General features: G+C 32.8%; 20 protein-coding genes and 1 pseudogene. 3 read left to right on the top strand and 18 right to left on the bottom strand.

What is annotated here, in order from left to right:
- Window positions 1-119: 119 nt before the first annotated feature.
- From ACWV26_RS10390 to ACWV26_RS10430, 9 genes are all read right to left on the bottom strand, one after another.
- Entirely contained in the window at window positions 120-923 is an 804-nt protein-coding gene (locus ACWV26_RS10390; RefSeq protein WP_455894692.1) for an MBL fold metallo-hydrolase, read from the bottom strand.
- Window positions 920-1,855, bottom strand: coding sequence for a ketopantoate reductase family protein (locus tag ACWV26_RS10395; protein WP_455894693.1), 936 nt, complete (start codon window positions 1,853-1,855; stop codon window positions 920-922). The genes ACWV26_RS10390 and ACWV26_RS10395 overlap by 4 nt, the downstream gene beginning before the upstream one ends.
- Window positions 1,852-2,781 (bottom strand): PAS domain S-box protein, encoded by a 930-nt coding sequence (locus ACWV26_RS10400; RefSeq protein WP_455894694.1) that lies wholly within the window; start codon window positions 2,779-2,781, stop codon window positions 1,852-1,854. Before ACWV26_RS10400 ends, ACWV26_RS10395 begins: the two co-directional genes overlap by 4 nt.
- Window positions 2,782-3,019: 238 nt before the next feature.
- Entirely contained in the window at window positions 3,020-3,790 is a 771-nt protein-coding gene (locus ACWV26_RS10405; protein WP_455894695.1) for a DODA-type extradiol aromatic ring-opening family dioxygenase, read from the bottom strand.
- Window positions 3,791-4,068: 278 nt separating this feature from the next.
- Complete coding sequence (locus ACWV26_RS10410; protein ID WP_455894696.1) at window positions 4,069-4,323, bottom strand: MurR/RpiR family transcriptional regulator; 255 nt, start codon at window positions 4,321-4,323, stop codon at window positions 4,069-4,071.
- Between the two features lie 315 nt (window positions 4,324-4,638).
- Window positions 4,639-5,253, bottom strand: a complete 615-nt coding sequence (locus ACWV26_RS10415) for a trimeric intracellular cation channel family protein (protein ID WP_455894697.1) — start codon at window positions 5,251-5,253, stop codon at window positions 4,639-4,641.
- Between the two features lie 252 nt (window positions 5,254-5,505).
- Window positions 5,506-6,693: an amidohydrolase gene (locus tag ACWV26_RS10420; RefSeq protein ID WP_455894698.1), complete on the bottom strand. Its 1,188-nt coding sequence runs from the start codon at window positions 6,691-6,693 to the stop codon at window positions 5,506-5,508.
- 92 nt (window positions 6,694-6,785) lie between these two features.
- Window positions 6,786-8,171: an MFS transporter gene (locus ACWV26_RS10425; RefSeq protein ID WP_455894699.1), complete on the bottom strand. Its 1,386-nt coding sequence runs from the start codon at window positions 8,169-8,171 to the stop codon at window positions 6,786-6,788.
- Window positions 8,172-8,587: 416 nt separating this feature from the next.
- On the bottom strand, window positions 8,588-10,915 hold the full coding sequence (locus ACWV26_RS10430; RefSeq protein WP_455894700.1) for a helix-turn-helix domain-containing protein: 2,328 nt from the start codon (window positions 10,913-10,915) through the stop codon (window positions 8,588-8,590).
- Between the two features lie 276 nt (window positions 10,916-11,191).
- Here ACWV26_RS10430 and ACWV26_RS10435 point away from each other — a divergent pair, with 276 nt between their 5' ends.
- A complete protein-coding gene (locus tag ACWV26_RS10435; protein ID WP_455894701.1) occupies window positions 11,192-11,464 on the top strand; it encodes a hypothetical protein in 273 nt (90 codons plus the stop codon).
- Between the two features lie 106 nt (window positions 11,465-11,570).
- Here ACWV26_RS10435 and ACWV26_RS10440 read toward each other — a convergent pair whose 3' ends face one another.
- The 6 genes and pseudogenes from ACWV26_RS10440 to ACWV26_RS10465 all read right to left on the bottom strand — a co-directional run bounded on the left by ACWV26_RS10440 (window position 11,571) and on the right by ACWV26_RS10465 (window position 15,827).
- Entirely contained in the window at window positions 11,571-12,071 is a 501-nt protein-coding gene (locus ACWV26_RS10440) for a DNA-deoxyinosine glycosylase (protein WP_455894702.1), read from the bottom strand.
- Between the two features lie 85 nt (window positions 12,072-12,156).
- Window positions 12,157-12,537: a hypothetical protein gene (locus ACWV26_RS10445; protein WP_455894703.1), complete on the bottom strand. Its 381-nt coding sequence runs from the start codon at window positions 12,535-12,537 to the stop codon at window positions 12,157-12,159.
- Window positions 12,538-12,671: 134 nt separating this feature from the next.
- A complete protein-coding gene (locus ACWV26_RS10450) occupies window positions 12,672-13,178 on the bottom strand; it encodes a cysteine hydrolase family protein (protein ID WP_455894704.1) in 507 nt (168 codons plus the stop codon).
- A 287-nt stretch (window positions 13,179-13,465) separates the two neighbouring features.
- A complete protein-coding gene (locus ACWV26_RS10455) occupies window positions 13,466-14,101 on the bottom strand; it encodes an HAD hydrolase-like protein (protein WP_455894705.1) in 636 nt (211 codons plus the stop codon).
- Window positions 14,102-14,170: 69 nt separating this feature from the next.
- Window positions 14,171-15,397 (bottom strand): multidrug effflux MFS transporter, encoded by a 1,227-nt coding sequence (locus ACWV26_RS10460; RefSeq protein WP_455894706.1) that lies wholly within the window; start codon window positions 15,395-15,397, stop codon window positions 14,171-14,173.
- 99 nt (window positions 15,398-15,496) lie between these two features.
- Window positions 15,497-15,827 (bottom strand): annotated as a pseudogene (locus tag ACWV26_RS10465) (antibiotic biosynthesis monooxygenase family protein).
- A gap of 235 nt (window positions 15,828-16,062) precedes the next feature.
- On the opposite strand from ACWV26_RS10465, the gene ACWV26_RS10470 reads away from it, so the two are divergent.
- Window positions 16,063-17,358 (top strand): aminotransferase class I/II-fold pyridoxal phosphate-dependent enzyme, encoded by a 1,296-nt coding sequence (locus ACWV26_RS10470; RefSeq protein ID WP_455894707.1) that lies wholly within the window; start codon window positions 16,063-16,065, stop codon window positions 17,356-17,358.
- 60 nt (window positions 17,359-17,418) lie between these two features.
- On the opposite strand, the gene ACWV26_RS10475 is transcribed toward ACWV26_RS10470, so the two are convergent.
- The 3 genes from ACWV26_RS10475 to ACWV26_RS10485 form a co-directional block, all read right to left on the bottom strand.
- Window positions 17,419-18,264: an MBL fold metallo-hydrolase gene (locus ACWV26_RS10475; protein ID WP_455894708.1), complete on the bottom strand. Its 846-nt coding sequence runs from the start codon at window positions 18,262-18,264 to the stop codon at window positions 17,419-17,421.
- Between the two features lie 108 nt (window positions 18,265-18,372).
- A complete protein-coding gene (locus tag ACWV26_RS10480) occupies window positions 18,373-19,305 on the bottom strand; it encodes a ring-cleaving dioxygenase (RefSeq protein ID WP_455894709.1) in 933 nt (310 codons plus the stop codon).
- 26 nt (window positions 19,306-19,331) lie between these two features.
- The gene (locus ACWV26_RS10485) at window positions 19,332-19,778 is read right to left on the bottom strand and encodes a MarR family winged helix-turn-helix transcriptional regulator (RefSeq protein ID WP_455894710.1); all 447 of its coding nucleotides are present in this window, start codon (window positions 19,776-19,778) and stop codon (window positions 19,332-19,334) included.
- Window positions 19,779-20,053: 275 nt separating this feature from the next.
- On the opposite strand from ACWV26_RS10485, the gene ACWV26_RS10490 reads away from it, so the two are divergent.
- The gene (locus ACWV26_RS10490; RefSeq protein WP_455894711.1) at window positions 20,054-20,746 is read left to right on the top strand and encodes a DNA alkylation repair protein; all 693 of its coding nucleotides are present in this window, start codon (window positions 20,054-20,056) and stop codon (window positions 20,744-20,746) included.
- Window positions 20,747-20,865: the final 119 nt, after the last annotated feature.

Raw genomic sequence — 20,865 nt, forward strand, 5'->3', positions numbered from 1 at the left:
ATGCAATTCATTTTTGAATTATTTGTTATAAAAAAACAAATAAAAAATACAAATTACATTACATCTTATGTGTCTAGGGAAAAATATATTAACCTTTTTTGAATTTTATGTGAATTTAATTATTGTTTTATATGATTAATAATTGATGTAATGATATGAAGTGACTGCCACTCTCCGTTAGAATATTCTTCAATCGCATATTTTTTTGGAAATAGGCTTTTTTGAATTGCTTGAATGGACAATCCGTTTCCAACCATTTTCTCTACTTCCTTATAGATTTGTTCAAGGTACTCTAGCTTTTTCTCTAGCATTCTTCTTCCATCTTGAATATAGCCAGAATGCGAACAAAACAGAGAATCAAAAGGATAGGTAAGTAGTTTACGGATTGAGTTCATGGTGACAGGGATTGATTCACTTTTCATAATGACTTTCGTTTTAGGGCTGACAAATAAATCTCCAGTAAACATCATTCCTGTTTCCGCATGATAAAGGCAAATATGATCATCTGCGTGACCAGGTGTATAAATTACTTCCCATTTATGACTATCTGAGTTAATTGTCTCCCCTAGCGGAAGTGCTTTAAATTCATCCCGTGTTCCCCAAGTCTTTTGACGGTAAAGTGGATATGGAGTTTTTTGATTACAAATAGAAATGCCATTTGGATGTACATAAATCGGAGTATTTAGACTCTTTTGAATCCATGGAGCTACTCCTGAATGATCTTCATGACTATGCGTTAATACTACACAATTAAAATCATGTTCCTTTAGCACAGTTTGGATTTCGTGCTCCATGATTTGTGGTCCGGAATCGATTAACATACCATCTACTAAAAACAAAAAAACCGATTTTTCTCTTCTTCCGCTACTTCCTACTATCACTTCAAAACTTGTGACATTATTATGTTTATGAATATATATCATATCCTCGACCTCTCACTTCTTTGGAGCGATTCATTTAGTTTATTTGCAATACTGTATACAGCTTGAATTGTTGGTACTTCTACATCTAGTTCTTCCGCTTTTTTTACAACAACTCCACACATCGAATCTACTTCCATCATTTTTCCGTTTAACCGATCCTGAAGCATTGAAGTTTGATGTTTTCTTGCATGTTCTGCATTGCGGAAAATAGTGGAATAAGTCTTTTCAAAATCTAAAGAAATACCTAATTTGAGTGCAACGTTAATTGATTGTATACATATATTCGAAGCTGTCTTTTTCAATTCCTCATTATCTAAAATCTCTCCAACCGAAACATTTGCTATAGCTGTTAATGGATTAAACGTAATATTCCACAATAACTTTTTCCATTTTTGTTCGATAATATTTTCTGCATGTTTTGCATCTATGCCTACTTCTTGAAAGACTTTGACAAGTTTATTACATGCTCCTTTTCCAGAAGGCGTATACTCACCCATTACTAATCTTACGCTACCTTGTTGTTTCACTATCCCAGGTTCTACAATGGAGGCCTGTAAATAGGATGCACATGATAAAATTTCATTAGAGCTCAATACCTTGCTAAGAATTTCTTCATTTCCTAACCCATTTTGCACTGTTACAATTACTGATTCTGGATTAATAAACGAGGATAATTTTTTTGCCATTCTTTCTGTATCGTTCGACTTTACACAAAATAAAATCAGTTCAGATTCTGATAAGTCGCCGATATTATCTGTAAAATGTCCTTGAATAGTGATTTCTCTTTCTTCGTGTTGAACAATTAATCCCCTTTTCTTCATCGTAGATAGATGGTTTCCTCTTGCTAAAAATGTAACTTCATGACCCGATTCTTGTAACATCGAACCGATTAAACATCCAACTGCACCAGCTCCTGCGATGCCTATTTTCATAAAACATCTCCTTTCGTTTTTAAATGGATTTTATATTTTTTTAATTTCCTTACAATGGTTGGTTGACTGGTATTTAGTGCTTCTGCAATTTCATACGTATTACTATATTTCTCAGCAGCTCTTTGAATGACTTTTTTCTCCGCAATCTCTACTGCCTCTTTTAATGAAATGGCTGTATGGAATGATTCCGTAGTTTGCTTAAATTGGTCAATTTCCTTTTTATATTCTTCATTCAGTTTATTTACTTTATTCAGCTTTAATTGAAGTTTATTAAAATCCGAGAGATCTCTAATATTCGTGACAATCTTCTCAACTTCACCCTTCTCATTAAAAATAGGACTGCCGATTAAAATCGTTTCATTCCCAGCGTAATTTTTTTGTACGAAAGAAACGGTTCTTTGAAATTTTAAAACCTCTTTTGTAACAGACTTTTCTAAAATGCCTCTTTCCATTAATGTATCTACGTTTTTTCCAATATAATATTCTTTTGGTATATTTGTAATTCTTTCGATTGCTGAATTGGTTCTTAATGTCACGCCATTTGGATCTGTAATATAAATACCATCATATGAATTTTCAATGATTGCATCTAATTCACGGTTGACGTTATTTAATTCTTGCTTTTCTATTAATAGATTAAAAAAGAAAGAAGTCTCCATACCAATTAGCATCACATTTACATCGTTTTCCATTGACCTCTTCATAAATACATAATGTTTTTCGTTTTTTCTCACATCTATAATGTCTGTTTTTAAATCAGGATTCCAGTTAACAAAAATATCAGTTATGTGCTTGTCCTTTTCGAATTCTTCTGCAAATGCATCTTTTACTAGTTGATTGAAGAAAATGATTTTATTATTTACATCAACTATAATTCCTAAAAATGGGATGCTATCAAGTGTTTTCAAATCTATTGTCTGGATCATTTTCTCTCACTTCCTCACTAGTTGTTAGAAAATACAAAATCTATTATTCTTTCAATTAAGTTATTCACGAATGAATCGTTTTAATACTAAATTTAATTTTTGCTTACAATAATATTCATTTTTGCAGTATTAATAGCGTACAAACAAATTTGAAAAAAAAATGACCAACAAATTAGCGTACAATTTGTTGGTCATTAAATATGGTTTTGTTATTAATTACTTTAATAGTGGTACTTTATTAAAATTCAACACACATATTACTCATCGTACCAAATACATAAGATTGGTTAATTTTTTTAGCTTTTGTCGTTTTGTCACTTGCACTACCCATAGCGATAAATAATGGAACAAAGTGTTCTGGTCTTGGCACTGCAAGTGTTGCATTTGGAGCAAGCGTTCGATAGTGATCGAGTGTATCGATATCACCTTTTTCTACTTGATCAAAAATCCAGTTATCAAATTCAACAGCTTCAGGAACTGGACTTGTTGCATCTGGATACATCCACTGGAAGTTGTGCACTGTTGTACCGCTACCGATTACTAGTATATCTTCTTCACCTAATCCCTTTAATGCTTCTCCAATAGCAAACTGTTCTTTTGGAGACAAGAATGGATTCACTGATAATTCGACCACTGGTATGTCTGCATCTGGGTACATATGTTTAAGCGCCACCCATACACCATGGTCTAAACCACGAATTTCTTCACGTTTTGTTTGGATGCCTGCTTTTTCAAAACGATCTTCTAAAATATTCGCTACAATTTTAGATCCTTTTGCAGGATATTTGATTTTATACATTTCTTCTGGAAATCCATAGTAGTCATACACTGTATCTAAAATATCGTCAGTATACGTAATGGCTAATGTTTGGCTTTCCCAATGAGCACTAAAGATGACGATTGCTTTTGGTTTAATACGTTTCCCTAATTCTTTTAGAAATTCTGAATACTCATTTTGAGTAACTGCTAAGTATGGTGAACCGTGTCCAATAAATAATGATGGGACCAATATAATACTTCCTTTCTTAATACCTTCTATTATTAATATCATTAGATATACAAACTCATCATAAACTTTTCAATACAAAAAATGAAGAAAGTGTGCTTATAATCGTCCAATAATTTTTACTAGTAGCACTATTCATATGTTCAATTGAAATTATTGTATCCATTATGTAATAAGTTATTTCTTTAAAACTCAATTCCCTTTCTGCATTAATGGAAATTATCTTAGCTATGTCTACAATTCTTTTATGAGGTCGTGCTCATTTGCATTCATTTCTTTTATTAATTATATATACCATGTATTCTTTTGTTTTTCATCAACGACCTTCGAATAACAGATTGTAATTCACCATAGCCAGATAGTTCAATTGCGTAACAAAATCTATTTAAAGTTGTCACGCTCACTCCAAGCATTTCACCTATTTCTTGTGGGGATCTTAAAGCTACGTCATAGGGGAATTCTAATATATAGTTTGCTACCTTTTTTTGCAACTCTGATAAATGAAAAAAATGCTTATGAATTAACTTTGGATACACACTATGCACTCCTTGATACCTTCATACTTTTTTGAATTACAATATCACTATTATTTTCTAAACAATAACTTGTCAGAATTATCATGATAATAAATGGAAGTAAATTCTATAAGACTAAAGGAACAGTATTAATATAGCCTAAAAAAGTAGCATTAAAAATTGCATTTTTTAAAATTAAAAAAGAGAGTGAATTAAACGTCTCTAATTTCACTCTCTTTAAGATATATTATTCTATTAGGTAAAAGGTTTGAATAAGCGTAAAAAAATTCGGTTTTTGTAATTTAAATACAACAATTTGTATCTTTCATTATTTATCTAGCTGTTTGTCTTTTTATTGTGAATTGGACGTGGGAGATTCCAATGATAATAAACTGATAATAACCTACAAACAACAATTGCCATTAATAGGCCAAATGTGGCATCGGATCCTTTAATCCAATTTAGTCCTATTACAAGACCAGCCAGCGATGCCCATAATGCATAAATTTCCTTACGAAATATCAGTGGTTTTCTCCCTACGAATAAATCTCGAATCATTCCACCGCCCGCACCAGTTAGTGTAGCTGCGATAATGACTGAAATTAAAGGAGAATGCATTGCTACTGCCCAGTTAGCACCTTGTATCGCAAATGCACCTAGTCCTATAGCATCGAATAAGATAACCCACTTTTTCCAATGATAAATCCAGTGGTTTGGAAGAATAAAGGTAATGAGAATAATGACAAAAGCGATCATAAATAAATTATCTTGCTCCCAAATATTCTGTACTGGTATTCCAATCATTAGATTACGAACCAGTCCACCTCCAAATGCTGTTGTAAAGCCTAAAACCATCACACCTAATATATCAAATTCTTCTTCCTTACCTACAAGTGCCCCACTGATTGCAAATGCAAGGGTCCCAATTATATTTAGAATTTCCCAAGACAAAGTAATAATTCCTCCGTGCTAAAATATATTCATTTTGGCTAGCTGTAAAATCATACATAAATTCTTTTAAAAACTAGTCCTGAAAAGAACAGCCATAGATAAACCGTAGTATTATTCTAGTCAATAAAAACTATTTAATACTAAGATTATCTATGACTATACATGTTTCATTCAAATTCTAACACAAATAAAAGTACATTTAGTAATTATTACTTGACAATCTCGTGAAAATCATAAAATTATTTTTTAGTACTATTCTAATCCATAATATCCACAAACCACATATCCTACTGATTTTGCTGCTACTAATAGTGCATCTTCATCGATATCAAACTTAGGATTGTGATTAAAGTAAGGTTTTTCAACGCCCTTAGGTGTACAACCGATATAGAAGAAGCATGATGGGAATTTTTCTGCATAATAAGCAAAGTCTTCGGATGGTGGCATAGCTGGCCATTCTTCTACTTTTGTAATATTTTGATCATTTGCATTCATTAGGAATTGAGAAACTTTTTCAGTTATTTCTGGGTCGTTATAAAGTGGTGGGTAATCATTTTCGTAAGTCAGATCACAAGTTACACCAAATTCTTCTTCGAGACCTTTTACTAGGCGTCTCATTTCTTTTTCAATTCTTTGTTTTGTTTCAACAGTCATATAACGAATATCGCCTTCAAGTTCTACGCTATCCTTGATAACATTGAAAGTACCTTTACCATCAAATGAACCAATTGTAATAACACCAATATCAAATGGACTTAAACGGCGACTAATAATTGTTTGAACTGCAGTTACAAAATGAGCACCTGCAACGATGGCATCATTTGCTAGATGTGGTGATGAGCCATGACCACCTGTACCTTGAATTTTTAATTTCAAGTATGCGCGTCCATTAAATGAGAATCCAGAATGGTAGCCAACAACCCCAGCTGGTGCCATTGGCAATAAATGAATACCAAATATATTATCTAAATCATCAAGCACACCAGATTCCACGATGCTCTTTGCACCACCTGGTGGAACTTCTTCTGCATGTTGGTGAATAATTTTGATAGTACCTGGAATTTCATCTTTTAATTGAATTAGACAATCTGCTAAGACTAATAAGTAAGCTGTATGTCCATCATGTCCACAACCATGAAAAACGCCTTCATTTTTTGATTTGAAAGGAAGTTCTGTTTCTTCAACAATTGGAAGGGCATCAAAATCTGCTCGTAAGCCAATTTTTTTACCAGGCTTTCCACCTTTGATTGTTACGATAATTCCGTATCCATTCCCAACATTTGTTTGAATTTCAACATCTTTACCTTTGTAAAAGTCAATAATATATTGAGCCGTTTTTTCTTCTTTAAAAGAAAGCTCAGGATTTTCATGTAGATGTCTACGAATGGCAATTATTTCATCCTTACGAGATTCTAACATTTCCATTAATTTACTTTTCATTTCAAAACATCCTTTCCGTTTTTTAGGCAATGCCACATACAAGTATATGGCATTGTTGTTTTACATTGCTGATCATAATTCAACGATTCAAATTAAGCTTTTGTTGATTTACCTGCGTTATTTGGAACCATAAAGATAACAGATAGTATTGCAATTATGCCAAATAAAACATTTACAGCCATACCAATTGCACCAGCTGATGCAAGATTTCCACTTGCTGCGATTGCACCATAAGTAGCTGCGGAAATTGCAACGCCGAATGCACCACCAAGTGAACTTGCCATTTTATAAACTCCAGCTGCTTGCCCTACTTTGCCAGCAGGAGCATTCGATACAGATGTATCCGTTGATGGAGTCGCATAAAATCCAAGTCCTAGACCAAATAGTGTAAATCCAATGAATTCAGAAATTATATAACCAACACCTGGTAAGAAAGTTAAGCCCATCAATGCCACACCAATTGTCGTAATGATGGAACCCCAAAGCATTGGTTTTTTTGCGCCTACTTTTTGTAATATTTTCTCTCCGACACGAATCATCACAAGCACAGCAACTAGATAACCTAGTGATAACAAACCTGCTTGGAATGAACTCATTCCACGACCTACTTGAACATACGTATTAGCTACAACTATCGCACCAGCAGTTGCATTTAACAAGAAATTAGAAATAGTCGCACCAGTATATGCCTTATTTTTAAATACATCGAAGTCAATCAGTGCAATCTTTTTACCACTTTCAACTTTAATGAAAACAATCAACCCTATGATTGTGATAATGATAAGAACAATGGAAGTCATGCTTGTCCATCCAAGAGTCGGTCCGAAATTAATAAATACATTCAAAGCACACATGGTGATGATAAAAATGACTAAGCCAGCGTAATCGAATTTAAAACCACCTTTAGATTCTTGTTTACTTTCTGGTGTAGCTTTTAATAAAAGCATACCAAGAATGGCAACGATGATAGAAATGACGAAAATCCATCTCCATCCCATAGTTGAAGCAATGGCACCGCCTAAGAATGAGGCAATCCCTGTTCCTCCCCAAGAACCGATAGACCAGAAACTAAGAGCGCGTTGGCGATCTGCTCCTTCGAAATATTCTTTTATTAATGCAATGGTAGATGGCATAATAGCTGCACCCGAAAATCCTGTTAAGATACGTCCAATAATAAGCAATACGGCTCCGTTAGCGAAAACTAGACAAAGTGAACCAATGATACTTAAAATAAAACCGATATTAGCCATCTTTTTACGACCAACTATATCTGCAAGTCCACCAAAAGCAACGATAAACAATCCTGAGAACAAGGACGTTAAACTGATAGCAATATTCACTGTACCAAGTGAAACTCCCAAATCTTTTTGAACAGAAGGAACTACATTTAGCATTGCTTGTGCAAATAGCCAGAATGTAAGAACACCAAACACAATTCCTGTGATCATTTTATTTGTACCTTTATAACTTGTTTCCATTGTTTTCCTCCTTTTTTACTACAAAAACAATTGGTAAAGTTACAGTTACTTAACTTTCATTAGGGTGTTTTAAAATGAAATTTATTATGCATTAAACTTCCTATTAGATTATTTCAATTGGATTAAGTAACTGCTTACATGATTATTATAATTGAATAATTTATTATTTCTGAGTCATTATTTGAGCACATTACTGTAATAACAAGTGAAAATTTTAACAATCAAAGATTGGCATCAAAAATAAGGGGTTAAAATTTAACCTATTAATTAAATTATTGAATAAAAAAATGAAATGCTCAAAACTGAATATACCTTTTATTATTTAGTCAAAAAGTATTCATATAATTAAATTTTTTATGAACTTTTTATTTAAAAATACAAAAAAGCCATTGAAGCCTAATGGCAACAATGACTTTTTAGATAATTGCTTTTCTTATATCAAAAAAATGTATTGCATTAACAGTTAGATAAGTGGAGAAAGACCATTCTCCATCAATGGATTTATCCTCTATTTCTAAATCAGGATAGCTTGACCGATTAATATAATCAATTATTTCCGAATCTAATCCATACTTACTGTTTAGATTAAACCACTTTGTATATAAAGCTCCGTGTTCACGATCGAAAGTAAGTTTTCGTATTTGATATTCTCCTTTTGGTATTCCTAAAAACTTTACTAGCATATCTTTATTTAGCTTTTGAAGAAATGCTTCTTCTATAGAAAAGTAAGGATTCATGGTGATACAGTTCATTAGAATCAACTGATATCCACGTTCATTTTCGGTTAAAATATAATCTGCATCTTGAGCAATTACTCGCCCAAATAGTTTATTTGCAAACATCATTGCAAAGTATGCTGGACGCTTACCATTAAAATAATGAAATAATTCTAACCCCTCAATTCGTATTTCTTGACTTTTTGCAACGCTTTCATGTATTGCAGAATTAATCCAAAAACCAATCGATTGAAGGTCATTAGAGATATCTAGAACGCTTTTCAATACTAAAGCAGCTCGGAAAAAGGTACCATTTGTATATCGTGTATTTCCTGATAATGTATTCCAAGTAATCAAATGAAGAGGCTTTTCGATATTATGTTTTTTTAGATAGGATTTAAATTTTGTCGTTTGTTCCCTCATAAAATCCTTAGCTATGAAAAATCGTTCATTATTCAACTCTTGAAAATCAATCATCTCATTTAAATTTAATTGGTATCCAATAAAATCTATATGATCAGCTTCTGTTAGGATCCATCTATGTGGATTATTAATTTCTTTATCTTTATACGAAACCGGAAATAATGCACCTACATGAATATCTGGTACAAGGCTTTTTAATAAATGATACATTTTTAAATAGATGCGTTTTAATTCATTTGCTTGAACTGCAGTGTAATAGCTTTCAGAAAACAGAAAATGCCATGTACTTAAATATGTTGAACCATAAAGCTGTATACAGTGCTTCAAAAAGTCATTTAGTTTTATAAAATAACTTTCCTCACTCTCTGTAATTTCTTGGTATTCAATTTTTATAAAAAGGGGAAGTTCGTTTTTCTTTGCAAAATTCAAAGCAATGTCTACCTTATAGTATGGGGAGCTTGTTGCTATTCTTTCATCTGTTTCAATAGATGGAGCAATTGTTTCTCCACTTAATAATTGGCTTATTCCAATAAAATCAAGACGAATCTCATCTTTTGCTATTAGTAACTGAGATCTTACATCTTCTTTTAATAATTCTTTTAGCTCTCCAATAATTAATACATTTTTCGCACGAGGTATTTTTGCGCTGATTGGTTTAGAAATATCAAGAATTAATTCTTCAAAGCGTGATTCTGAATCTCTATTGGTTTGATCAAGATTAGCCATAGTACTCCCCAACAAATTTAAAATTCTTGGTGAGTTGATAATCGATTCAACGTCTTCTAAATCATAATTTTGAAATGTATTAATTTGCTTGACTGGATGTTCTTCACGATAAACATGAGGTGTGACTCCATATACTTCTTTAAAAAGTCGATTAAATGACTTTACATTAGGAAATCCATTTTTTAATGCTATTTGAGTGATTGAATTTTTTGTATACAATAAATCCTTCATACTGTGATTTAATCTGATATTCATCAGGTAACGACTAAATCCCATTCCCATCTTTTGTTTAAAATATCGAGATAAATAACCAGTTGATAAGAAAGACCTTTTAGCCATGTCTTCTAGTGTTATCAGTTGTTGATAATTCCTATCGATATACTCAACGATTTTAGTTAATCTTAAATCATTATTATCCATTTGTTCAATGGAGCTTCCTTTTTGCTTAAATCTCCGAATCAAAATTAATAAGATTTCGCAAATATATCCTTGCATTTCAATCTGATAACTTTCATCTTTTCTATAATCAGAGATAATAAGACTAATGAGATATTTTCTAATTTTATCCAGGATTATATTTCTTCCCGCATCAATTTCTTTAGAATAACATTCGAATCTACTCATTCGATAATCTGTATAGTTATTTTCGATAAAGGAGTCAGAAATATTTAGAAGGATGACACGGTTTGATGGATTACCTTTGATTTTAAAAAATTGATTTCGATTTACTAATAGTAAATCCTGTTCTTTTAATTCGAAAAAGCGGCTTTCTACTTCAATGGTGAGCTCTCCGTCAAGGACATAAATCAATAGTAAGCCTTGATTTAGCCTTGGAGATAAATATTGAATTTTCTTTAAAGAAATTTGAAATAGTTCCAAAAAGACTCTTCCTTTATTTACAATTTTTTATATATTGAGTGTATTTAAATATCTACTTATTTTTATTCTTATCTATTTTTATAATATTGATTCAATTGACAGCGAATTTGATTATCTCATAAAAAACCTTTAAAGCAATTTTGCAAAATTTTAAAAATAACAAGGAAACAATTTAATCCAATATAAATATAATCTGGTAAAATAAGTTATATATATTTTTATTTGGTGGTATTCATATTATTTAAGAGAACTTAAATAACAATCGAGGTGACTTCTATGCAACGAATCGTTTTATTATTCTCTATATTACTAGTTATGTTGAGTGGTTGTACAACCTTTTCGGATTCAGGAATCTCTTCCGCGCAAGCAAAATCAATCGTAATAAATAATCATACTAAAGACATTGGTGAGGTTGAAATAATTTCAGTACGACATAAAAGAAATATGTACATAATCAAATGGGCCAATAAAGAAAACTGCGAAAATGGGGTTGATTATGTTCATGACAAAAAAGGGGAAATTGTAAAAGGCGAAACATCCATATGTTAATTTATAATGGTTCTCTTCTTTTGTAGTGTTTACATTAATATTTTCTTTACCCGTTTAGCCCATTTCTCCCTATAAAACAATTACTTTAAAACTTTTTATCCCACGATTAAAAATAGCGTTCCATCAGGCGCCATTCTTCTACTTTTTCTTCAAACGACTTTATATTTTTTCCCGGAATCGGGCTAGTGGATGGCATTTTTGCATAATGGATGTCTTGTAATAAATCGAACCCCATATGTTTTTTAAATACATCAAACGATTTACCGCCATTAAATAGGATTAATCGTATTTCAGGATAGTTTTTCAATAACATTCGAAAATCATTTGGTACGATATTTCGAATGTTGACGTCAAGGCTGCCTTCTCTTTCGCATGACTGAATAGTATCCCAAAGGCCAATATGATGGGTTTTTAGTAAGTTTAATCGCTCTTTATACTCTAATGGAATTTCCACATGCAAAACTTCACCAATTATTTTCCAAAAATGATTCCGTGGATTGCCGTAGTATTGTTGTTTTTCAAGTGAAAGTTTACTTGGCATAGAGCCGAGTATTAACACATGGGTAGATTCGTCAATTACGGGCGGTAATAGATTTTGAGTATTCAATCTGCTTTGTTACAGCTCCTTTTAATCGTGCTATTCTTTAAAAAATCCACATACTGTTAAGCCAGTATGTGGATTTTGGCGTTATTTAGAATCTCTTTGCATTTACTTCACGGTCTGGAAATCCAAGTTTTGAAACCATCGTATTATAAACCGGGAAAACTTTCTCATATGCAGTTTGCGCACTTTTAATATCGACGATACTTTCATAATCTGTCGTTACATCTTTAAAATATTCTCTAAATTGATCTAAGCAATCATGGAAATCAGTGACTTCTTTTGATTCTTCAATTTCAGGATCAATTATTGTGTAAATTGAAAATGAATGGATGTTAGCACAAAATCTCTCATACAAATCTGAGCGTGCTTTTCCTTTTTTCTTCGCACCGTTTTTCAAATCTTTCATACTTAGTAGAACATTTTCACTTTGTTGCACTACCAATTCTACAGTTGAATTTGTTGAATCCATTATTATTACGACCTTTCATATAGTGAATGCCTTAATGGCAATAGCATGTATAAGAATTATATCTTCATACTAATAATAGCACATTGGAATGGTCAAAACATAAATTTCAACTTTTAATATTACTGAGTTAATAATTAACTTTCTATGAATTCCAAAAATCTTCTATTCCATAACTTCTCATAAAATTCAATAGTTTCTGCTGCAGACATAAATGAGTTTCCCAAAGTAGAAGTTGCCCTATGTACCATAAAATTTTTGTAACCTAATCCATGTGAAAATTTAACAGTTGCATCTATACAATATTCTGTTTGCGCTCCGCTAAATTCAATACTTTGTATAGATAATTGATCTAAAAGATTTTTCAAATTAGTTTTATAAAATGAATTTGCATGTGTTTTACTTATAAAATAATCTTGTTCTCTAAAATCTATACCTGTGTTGATTTTCCACAAATCATCACCTGGTATTAATTCTTCATCTTGGTGTTGGACAAAAATAATCGGCTTCTCTAATTCTCTATATAAGGATATTCTATTATTTACTCTTTTTAATAAATTGTCCAAATCAAATAAACTTTCTGATCCATTACATACTCCGTTTTGTAAATCTATTACAATTAGAGTGTCAGCATATTTATCCATAGTTTCACTCGTCTCCTGCTCCTTTATTGAATGAACGAATTGTTCTGCTTAATTCATTTAACCTATTTTTTCAACATCTTAATTACTAATATTCATAATATTCCCTTCTATTTTTGTTTTCAACAACAAAGAAACTATCTTATATCATTATTGGCCTCCTTCTTTTTTTATATAGACTAACGAGGTTTATAATTATAAAAGGTTGTTCATTTATAGAATGTAGATTGTTGTATTTCAAAATTGTTTTTGAAATTAAAAAAGAATCCTTTTCGCAAGGATTCTATCTTCTATGCCAATAATTCAATTAAATTTTCAATTACTCTATCTGCTTCATTTAATTCCTCAGCTTGTGCAAAATCAAAATTTACACCGATAGCTGTTAATTGGTTGTCTTTTGCAGCTCGAATATCAGACACTCGATCCCCAACTACAACGCCATTTATTATATTATTTTCCTGCACAATTTTCTTTACTAATTCAGATTTATTACCTGAGGAGATATTCTGGATACTATACACCTTTTGAATAAATCGATCTAAATGATATGTATCGACAATTGCCTGCAAATACGCTATTTGTCCATTACTTGCGATATATAATTCATGGTTAGAACTTAATCTTTCCAGTACGAACTCAGTATTTGGGTAAAGTGATCCTTTTTGATCTTTAATAAGACCTATCAATTTCTCGTGGAAAATTTTATTACTATTTTTTCGAATTTCATGTGAATGATGCGGACATAAAGTTTTCCAAACGACAGGCAATGGAACACCCATTATTTCTCGATATTTTTCAATTGGTGTTTCTCCAAACCAGAGATTATTTTCTCGTAAAACATCAAATGTCTCATCTAGTGCTAATCCTAATATTAAATTCGTTTGAAACAGCGTTCCATCCATATCAAAGATTACTGCTTTCTTCATATTCTTTTCCCTTTCTTTATAAGTGGATTTAATTATAATCTGAGGATTTGCCAGCAAAGTATAAAACTGTTAAGCTGCTACATTTTTCTTCTTGTCGAGCGATTTCTTTCTATTCATCATGCTGTTAATAATAAGCGCAGTTAGTGTACAAGTGAACATGACTATTGCCATTGGTAGCGCAGTTAGTTCCCCCGCAATCCCTACTAAAGGAGAAACAATCGATCCTCCCAAAAATGGTAATAATCCAAGTATTGCTGATGCACTTCCTGCATGTTGACCTTGGTTTTGCATTCCAAGTGAAAATCCCGTAGATGAAACAAACCCAACACTTGATACGGCGACAAAGAATCCTAAAAGAATCATGAAAAGTGGCCATTTAAAAATAGCAACTATCAACAACAAAATGCTTCCAATCATCGCTTGCCTAACGCCATATTTTAAAATAGTGCGTTCATCCACTTTTCGAATAATACGGCCAGTAAGTTGAGCCATTAAGACAATGCCAAAACCATTGAGTGCAAAGGAAGCCGAAAACCATTGTGGAGATAAACCGTATAACTTTTGTAGAACAAATGGAGAGGCAGCGATATAACCAAACATACTCGTTAAGACTAATGATTGTGTCAATGCATACCCCATAAATTCTTTATCTTTTATAATGATTGGAAATGCTTTAAAAGAGGTAAATAGATTACCACCGGTACGTGCTTGCAATTGCAAAGTTTCTGGCAGTTGCCAAACAACACCAATCAGTAATAGTGCACTTCCAATTGAAAGGATAAAGAAAATATAGTGCCAATCTAAAGTGGCCAATAAAATACCGCCTAATAATGGCGCTACTATTGGCGCGAGACCATTCACAAGACCAAGAATAGTCATGAATTTTGTTAACTCTTTTCCATTATAAAGATCACGTGCAGCTGCTTTCGCTATGACAATACCAGCAGCACCTGTAGCCCCTTGCATAAACCGTAAAATTAAATGGACTACAATTGAACTAGTTAAACCGCAAAGTAATGAGGCAATCGAAAACAAGATTAGGGCAGTAATTAAAGGCCTTTTTCTTCCCATTAAATCACTCAATGGGCCAAAAAAAAGTTGACCAATTGAAAGACCGATAAAACAAGCTGTCATACTAAATTGTGTGACAGCTGTTGTTGTATGTAAGTCATTCGAAACCATAGGCAATGCAGGTAAATAGAGATCCGTACAGAGAGGACCAAAAGCAGTCAATAACCCCAAAATGATAACGACCCAAAAAGAACTCTTTTTTTCTAATGTAAGTGTGGTATGCATTTAATCTCCTTCCATTACTTTTATATATTCATAGTGTATAAAGGTATATAGAAACTGTCTAGAAAATTCTGGGATTGTAGAAGCTTTTCTATTAAAGAACTAATCCATTTCAACAAAATAATCTCGATCAACTTTGGAAATTCTTACATGATAATTCTTATACCATTGTTCCTTTCACTTTTGCTGAGCAATTTGATGAGATGCATTGTTTTTCCAATTATTTATTGCCTCTTGTGATTCCCAATATGAAACTGTAATTCCTAAACCATCATCTCTTGCACTTTCGATTCCTAAGAATCCCTGTTGTTTTGCAGCTAGCTGTTCCATTATCTTGGCCATATTCGTATAACCATTCTCTCTTTTTTGTACGCGTAGAAGTAAAAATTACCGCATAATAAGGTGGCTTTGGTGTTTTTGCTATTACACTCATTCTTTCATCTCCTATATATTTATTTTCTTTATAAACTAACAATTCTAATTAGTCCCTTTTTTGTCATTACAAAAATTCAAGAATATCATATCATAGTGATTATTTTATTCGTTTAGATTTATCCTAAATAAATGAACAATTTATATATTGTAGTTAAAATTGTTATGAAATTAATTCTTTTTTCCATATAATATTGTATAATTATTCGTAGTATATCGAAAAAGAGGCGAATGACATGCATAAATTGGCAAAAGAATTAAACGACACAATTCAAACAGAAAATCCATATGTTTATGAAATGCTTTCCGATTTAGGAAAAGAAATGTATTTTCCTGAAGAAGGAATTTTAAGTCAATCTGCAGAGGCTGGTAAAAGAGCTAAAAAATATAACGCGACAATCGGAACAGCATTAGAAAATGGTCAACCGATGCATTTAAAAGTAATCCAAGATACTTTATCAGCATATGATCCAAAAGATCTTTATCCTTACGCTCCACCCGCTGGTAAACCAGAATTACGTAAAGAATGGCGCAAAAAAATGCTAAAAGATAACCCATCATTAGAAGGAAAAACTTTTGGTAACCCTATCGTGACAAATGCTTTAACTCATGGTTTAAGTGTTGCTGCAGATTTATTTGCAGATGCAGGTGATGCATTGATCATGCCTGATAAAAACTGGGAAAACTATGATATGGTCTTCGGCATCCGCCGTAAAACACATACTGTCACTTATCCTTTATACAATGCTGAAAACAAATTCAATGCTGAAGGTCTTCGTGAAGCAATCCTAAATCAAAAAGAACATGGGAAAGCAATTGTACTTTTAAACTTCCCGAACAACCCAACAGGTTACACACCAGGTGAAAAAGAAGGCGCTGAAATTGTAAAAGCGATAACTGATGCAGCTGATGCTGGGATTAATGTTGTAGTTCTTACCGATGATGCGTACTTCTCATTATTCTTTGAAGATTCAATGCACCAATCATTATTTGGTTCACTATGTAATGCACACCCTCGTATTCTAGCAGTGAAAGTTGATGGCGCAACAAAAGAAGAATATATTTGGGGATTCCGTGTAGGTTTTGTCACTTATGGAAATACAAGTGAGGCCATCATTTCTGCACTAGAAGAAAAAACAAAAGGGATTATTCGTGCGACTATTTCAAGTGGTCCACACCCATCTCAAACATTCGTTTTACATGCACTTCAAAGCCCTGAATTTGAAGAGCAAAAACTAGAAAAATATAACATCATGAAAGGCCGTGCAAACAAGGTAAAAGCTGTCCTTGATAACGGTAAATTTGATGATGCTTGGGATTTCTACCCATTCAACTCTGGTTACTTCATGTGTTTAAAACTAAAAACTGTTGATGCAGACAAATTACGTCTTCACCTTCTAGAAGAATACGGTGTTGGTGCTATCGCATTAAGCGAAACAGATCTTCGCGTAGCCTTCTCATGTATTGAAGAAGAAGGAATCGAAGAACTATTTGAATTAATCTACAAAGGTGTAAAAGATATCGAAGCGTAAAGCTAGACAAAAAAACGGAGTAGCTACTTCTTGCTACTCCGTTTTCTTTTAATTTTCTCATTATTGTAGATACTTCCCGTAATCAGGCTTTGCAATTGTATCAAACTCTTTGACTAGCATATCTAAACTCTCTGACAATAATTCACCTTTCATAGGAAATCCATGTCCAGTAATTGCAACAGACGGTTTTAATGCTTTTAATTTAACGACAGATTCCTTCGCTGCTTTCCAATCAGTAGTTAAATATCTTGGTGGTCCACTTATTTCTTGTTTTTGTGTTAAAACTTTGTATAAATACTCTTGTTTAACCGTTATAAAGGCGTCCCCTGAAATTAAAGCCCTATCCTTTTCTCTAAAGAATGAAACATGCCCTGGTGAATGCCCAGGAGTATGAATCCAACGAAATTCATTTAAAAATGGAACTGTTCCATCAGAAGGCAATTTTTCTATATTATTTCCTAAATTTATAGGCTCATTTGGAAATACTGATGATATTTTAGATATTACCCCACCTTCAACAGAAGTATCTGGTTCAGGATAACTTAATTTGCCCGTTAGGTACGGGATTTCTAGTTCATGAGCATAAACAGGAATCTTCCAATGTTCTACCAATTCAATGATAGCTCCAACATGATCAAAATGACCATGTGTAAGAATTATTGCTTTTGGTCGACTATTTTCTCCAAAACGCTCATTAACAGCAGAAATAATTTTATCTGCAGAACCAGGCATTCCTGCATCAACTAATACGAATTCATCACGTTTTGGATTCCCAATCATGACAATATTGACGATTTGAATCGTATAACAGTACAGATCTGGTAATATATCAATTCCTGTACTGCTTGCAATGGATGTAGCAGGAATATATTTATAATCACTTCCATATTCCATGTTATTTTCCAATTTACTTCCCCCTTTTTACTTGCTTTAACATGGATAGTATTCCCCATTCCAACGGCTTTATTAGCAAATTTTTACTAAGCGGGATTGATACATACTTTTTGAGTCATTCTAATCGAGCGGTTCTAATTTTGCTTCGATACTTTTACGTTCTTCTTCTAAAAATGGCGGTAAATTTAGTTTTTGTCCCAACTCTTCTACTGTTGAATCTACTGTAAATCCTGGGCCATCTGTTGCCAGTTCAAATAAGATGCCATTGCTGTCACGTACATACACACTTTTGAAATAGAAACGGTCAATAATCCCAGATGTATGAAGTCCATAATCCATTAACTTATCATTCCACATTTCAAGTTCTTCTTGATTTTCAACACGAAGGGCTAAATGATGAATACTTCCACGACCTGGTTTTTCGCTAGAATCCTCAAGCTCTTTCACCACAACTTCGCTTGTACGCTCACCTTTAATTGATTGAAGTCGCACAAAACTTTCTTCTTTTTCAACGACTACAAAACCAAATACATCTTTCAATAAATTTACTGTTTTATTTAAATAACGAACGGTAATTTCAATTGTGCCCATAGCAAAAATTTGATGCTCCTTAGGCACTTCAGAAGTAGTGACAGGTTTCCATGTTGTCGGTATTCTTGCGCCATTATTATTTAAAAGTACCATCCGTAAATCCTCATGATCTTCGAAGAACAATGCATCCTGCCCCATATAAGATGTAATGTCACTGTGTTTTACATCAAGTTGTTCAAAACGTTTACTCCAATATTGTAAACTTTCATAACTTGGTACTAATAACCCTATTTGTGTAATGGCATTCGTACCCCTCTTTGTTTTCCCTGCAATGGGCATTTCAAAAAACGTAAGGTCAAGTCCTGGACTACCCACTTCATCACTAAAAAAGAGATGATACATAGATGGATCATCTTGGTTTACTGTTTTTTTCACACGTCGTAACCCTAAAATGTTTTGATAAAAATGATTATTTTGCTTGCCGTTTTTCGTTAACATTGAAATATGGTGATGCCCTTTCATGAAAATCGCTCCTTTTTCAATAATTATTATTTACTTAGATTGTAATTTTTTTCGTATGCATGCTTTTGCAACTTAGTTGTTAGTTCATATAGCAATTTTAATTCTTCTTTTGTTAATGCTTCATTGAAGAAGGAGGACTGGAACGCCACTTGCTCAGGTGTTGCAACGTTTAAAATAGCTTCTCCTTTTTCGGTCAATGAAATCTTTTTAATCTTCCATTCTTGCTTTCGCTCAATCAATCCATCTTTTTCAAGACGAGTAAGCATTCGTGAAATGCCCCCCTGTGTAACCGTCACTTTTTTAGCAAGTTCAGATTGTGTTATGGGTTGATAAGTTTGAATTTGAATCAATACATCAAACTGTGCTGTGGTTAAACCAAAGCTTTTTAAAAATTCATTAGATAAATGGTTACTTTCTGTTACGAAGCGATTAATTCGCATCCATATTAGTGATTCAATTGTATTCTTTTTCATTTTTGTTGTCCTCCTTTCCATGTTATCGTCATCACTTTACTACTCAACTGATATTGTGTCAATCATTGTGTTTTTTTGAGAATGTAAATTTGTTTAATACGCGGAAACGAATTAATAAACCGCGGATGTGGCTGTGAATATAGTGGATGTGTTACGAAAACCACGGATGTTATTGTGAATAACGCGCATACAACGCCAAATACAGGTAGGCAAACGGAAATTTTTGATATAATGTCGAAGTAAAATTAGATGAAAGGTAAAGGTGTCATTACTAAGTGACTAATTCAGTTAATTCATACGTCCAAGAAATTATTAATTTATATTCGGAGCATGCTGATGAAAAATATGCACAATGGTCAAAAAATTACTTAAGAAACCAATTCGATTTTTTAGGTATTCGAACGCCTATCCGACGTAAATTAACGAAACAAGTTTTAAAAGAATATGGACTACCACAAAAAGAGGAGTTAAAAGATGTTATATATATGCTTTGGGGTCTTCCAGAGCGTGAATATCAAAAAGCAGCCCTCGATATTCTTGAAAAAGCAAAAAAGGATTTAACCAGCAACGATGTGTCTTGGTTATCAAATTTAATCGTGAAAAAATCGTGGTGGGATACTGTCGATGTGCTGTCCCCTCACATTATGGGTTATTTGTTTTCTAATAATGACAATTTCATTTTGTCGTTTGCAGATGAATGGATTGATGATGAAAATATTTGGTTACAAAGGTCAGCCATATTGTATCAACTCTACTACAAAGTTAAAACAGATGAAGAACGCCTATTCCGATACATTTTAAAACGAGCAAATAGCGATGAATTTTTTGTTCAAAAAGCAATAGGATGGATATTGCGAGAATATGCCAAAACTCGCCCCGAAAACGTAATTTCTTTTGTTTCTCACCATCACTTAAAACCGCTAAGTAAGAGAGAAGCGTTAAAACATTTCAAAGACATCTCTATATAATGTTTAATTTTTCCGGGTGCATTACAGAGACAATAATACTTTTTCTAGAACAGATGTTTTGTTAAATAGAGTTTACAACAAAATTAAAGCAGCTCGTACCACTATATTTTGCCGAGCTG

It is taken from the genome of Rummeliibacillus sp. JY-2-4R (assembly GCF_053847205.1).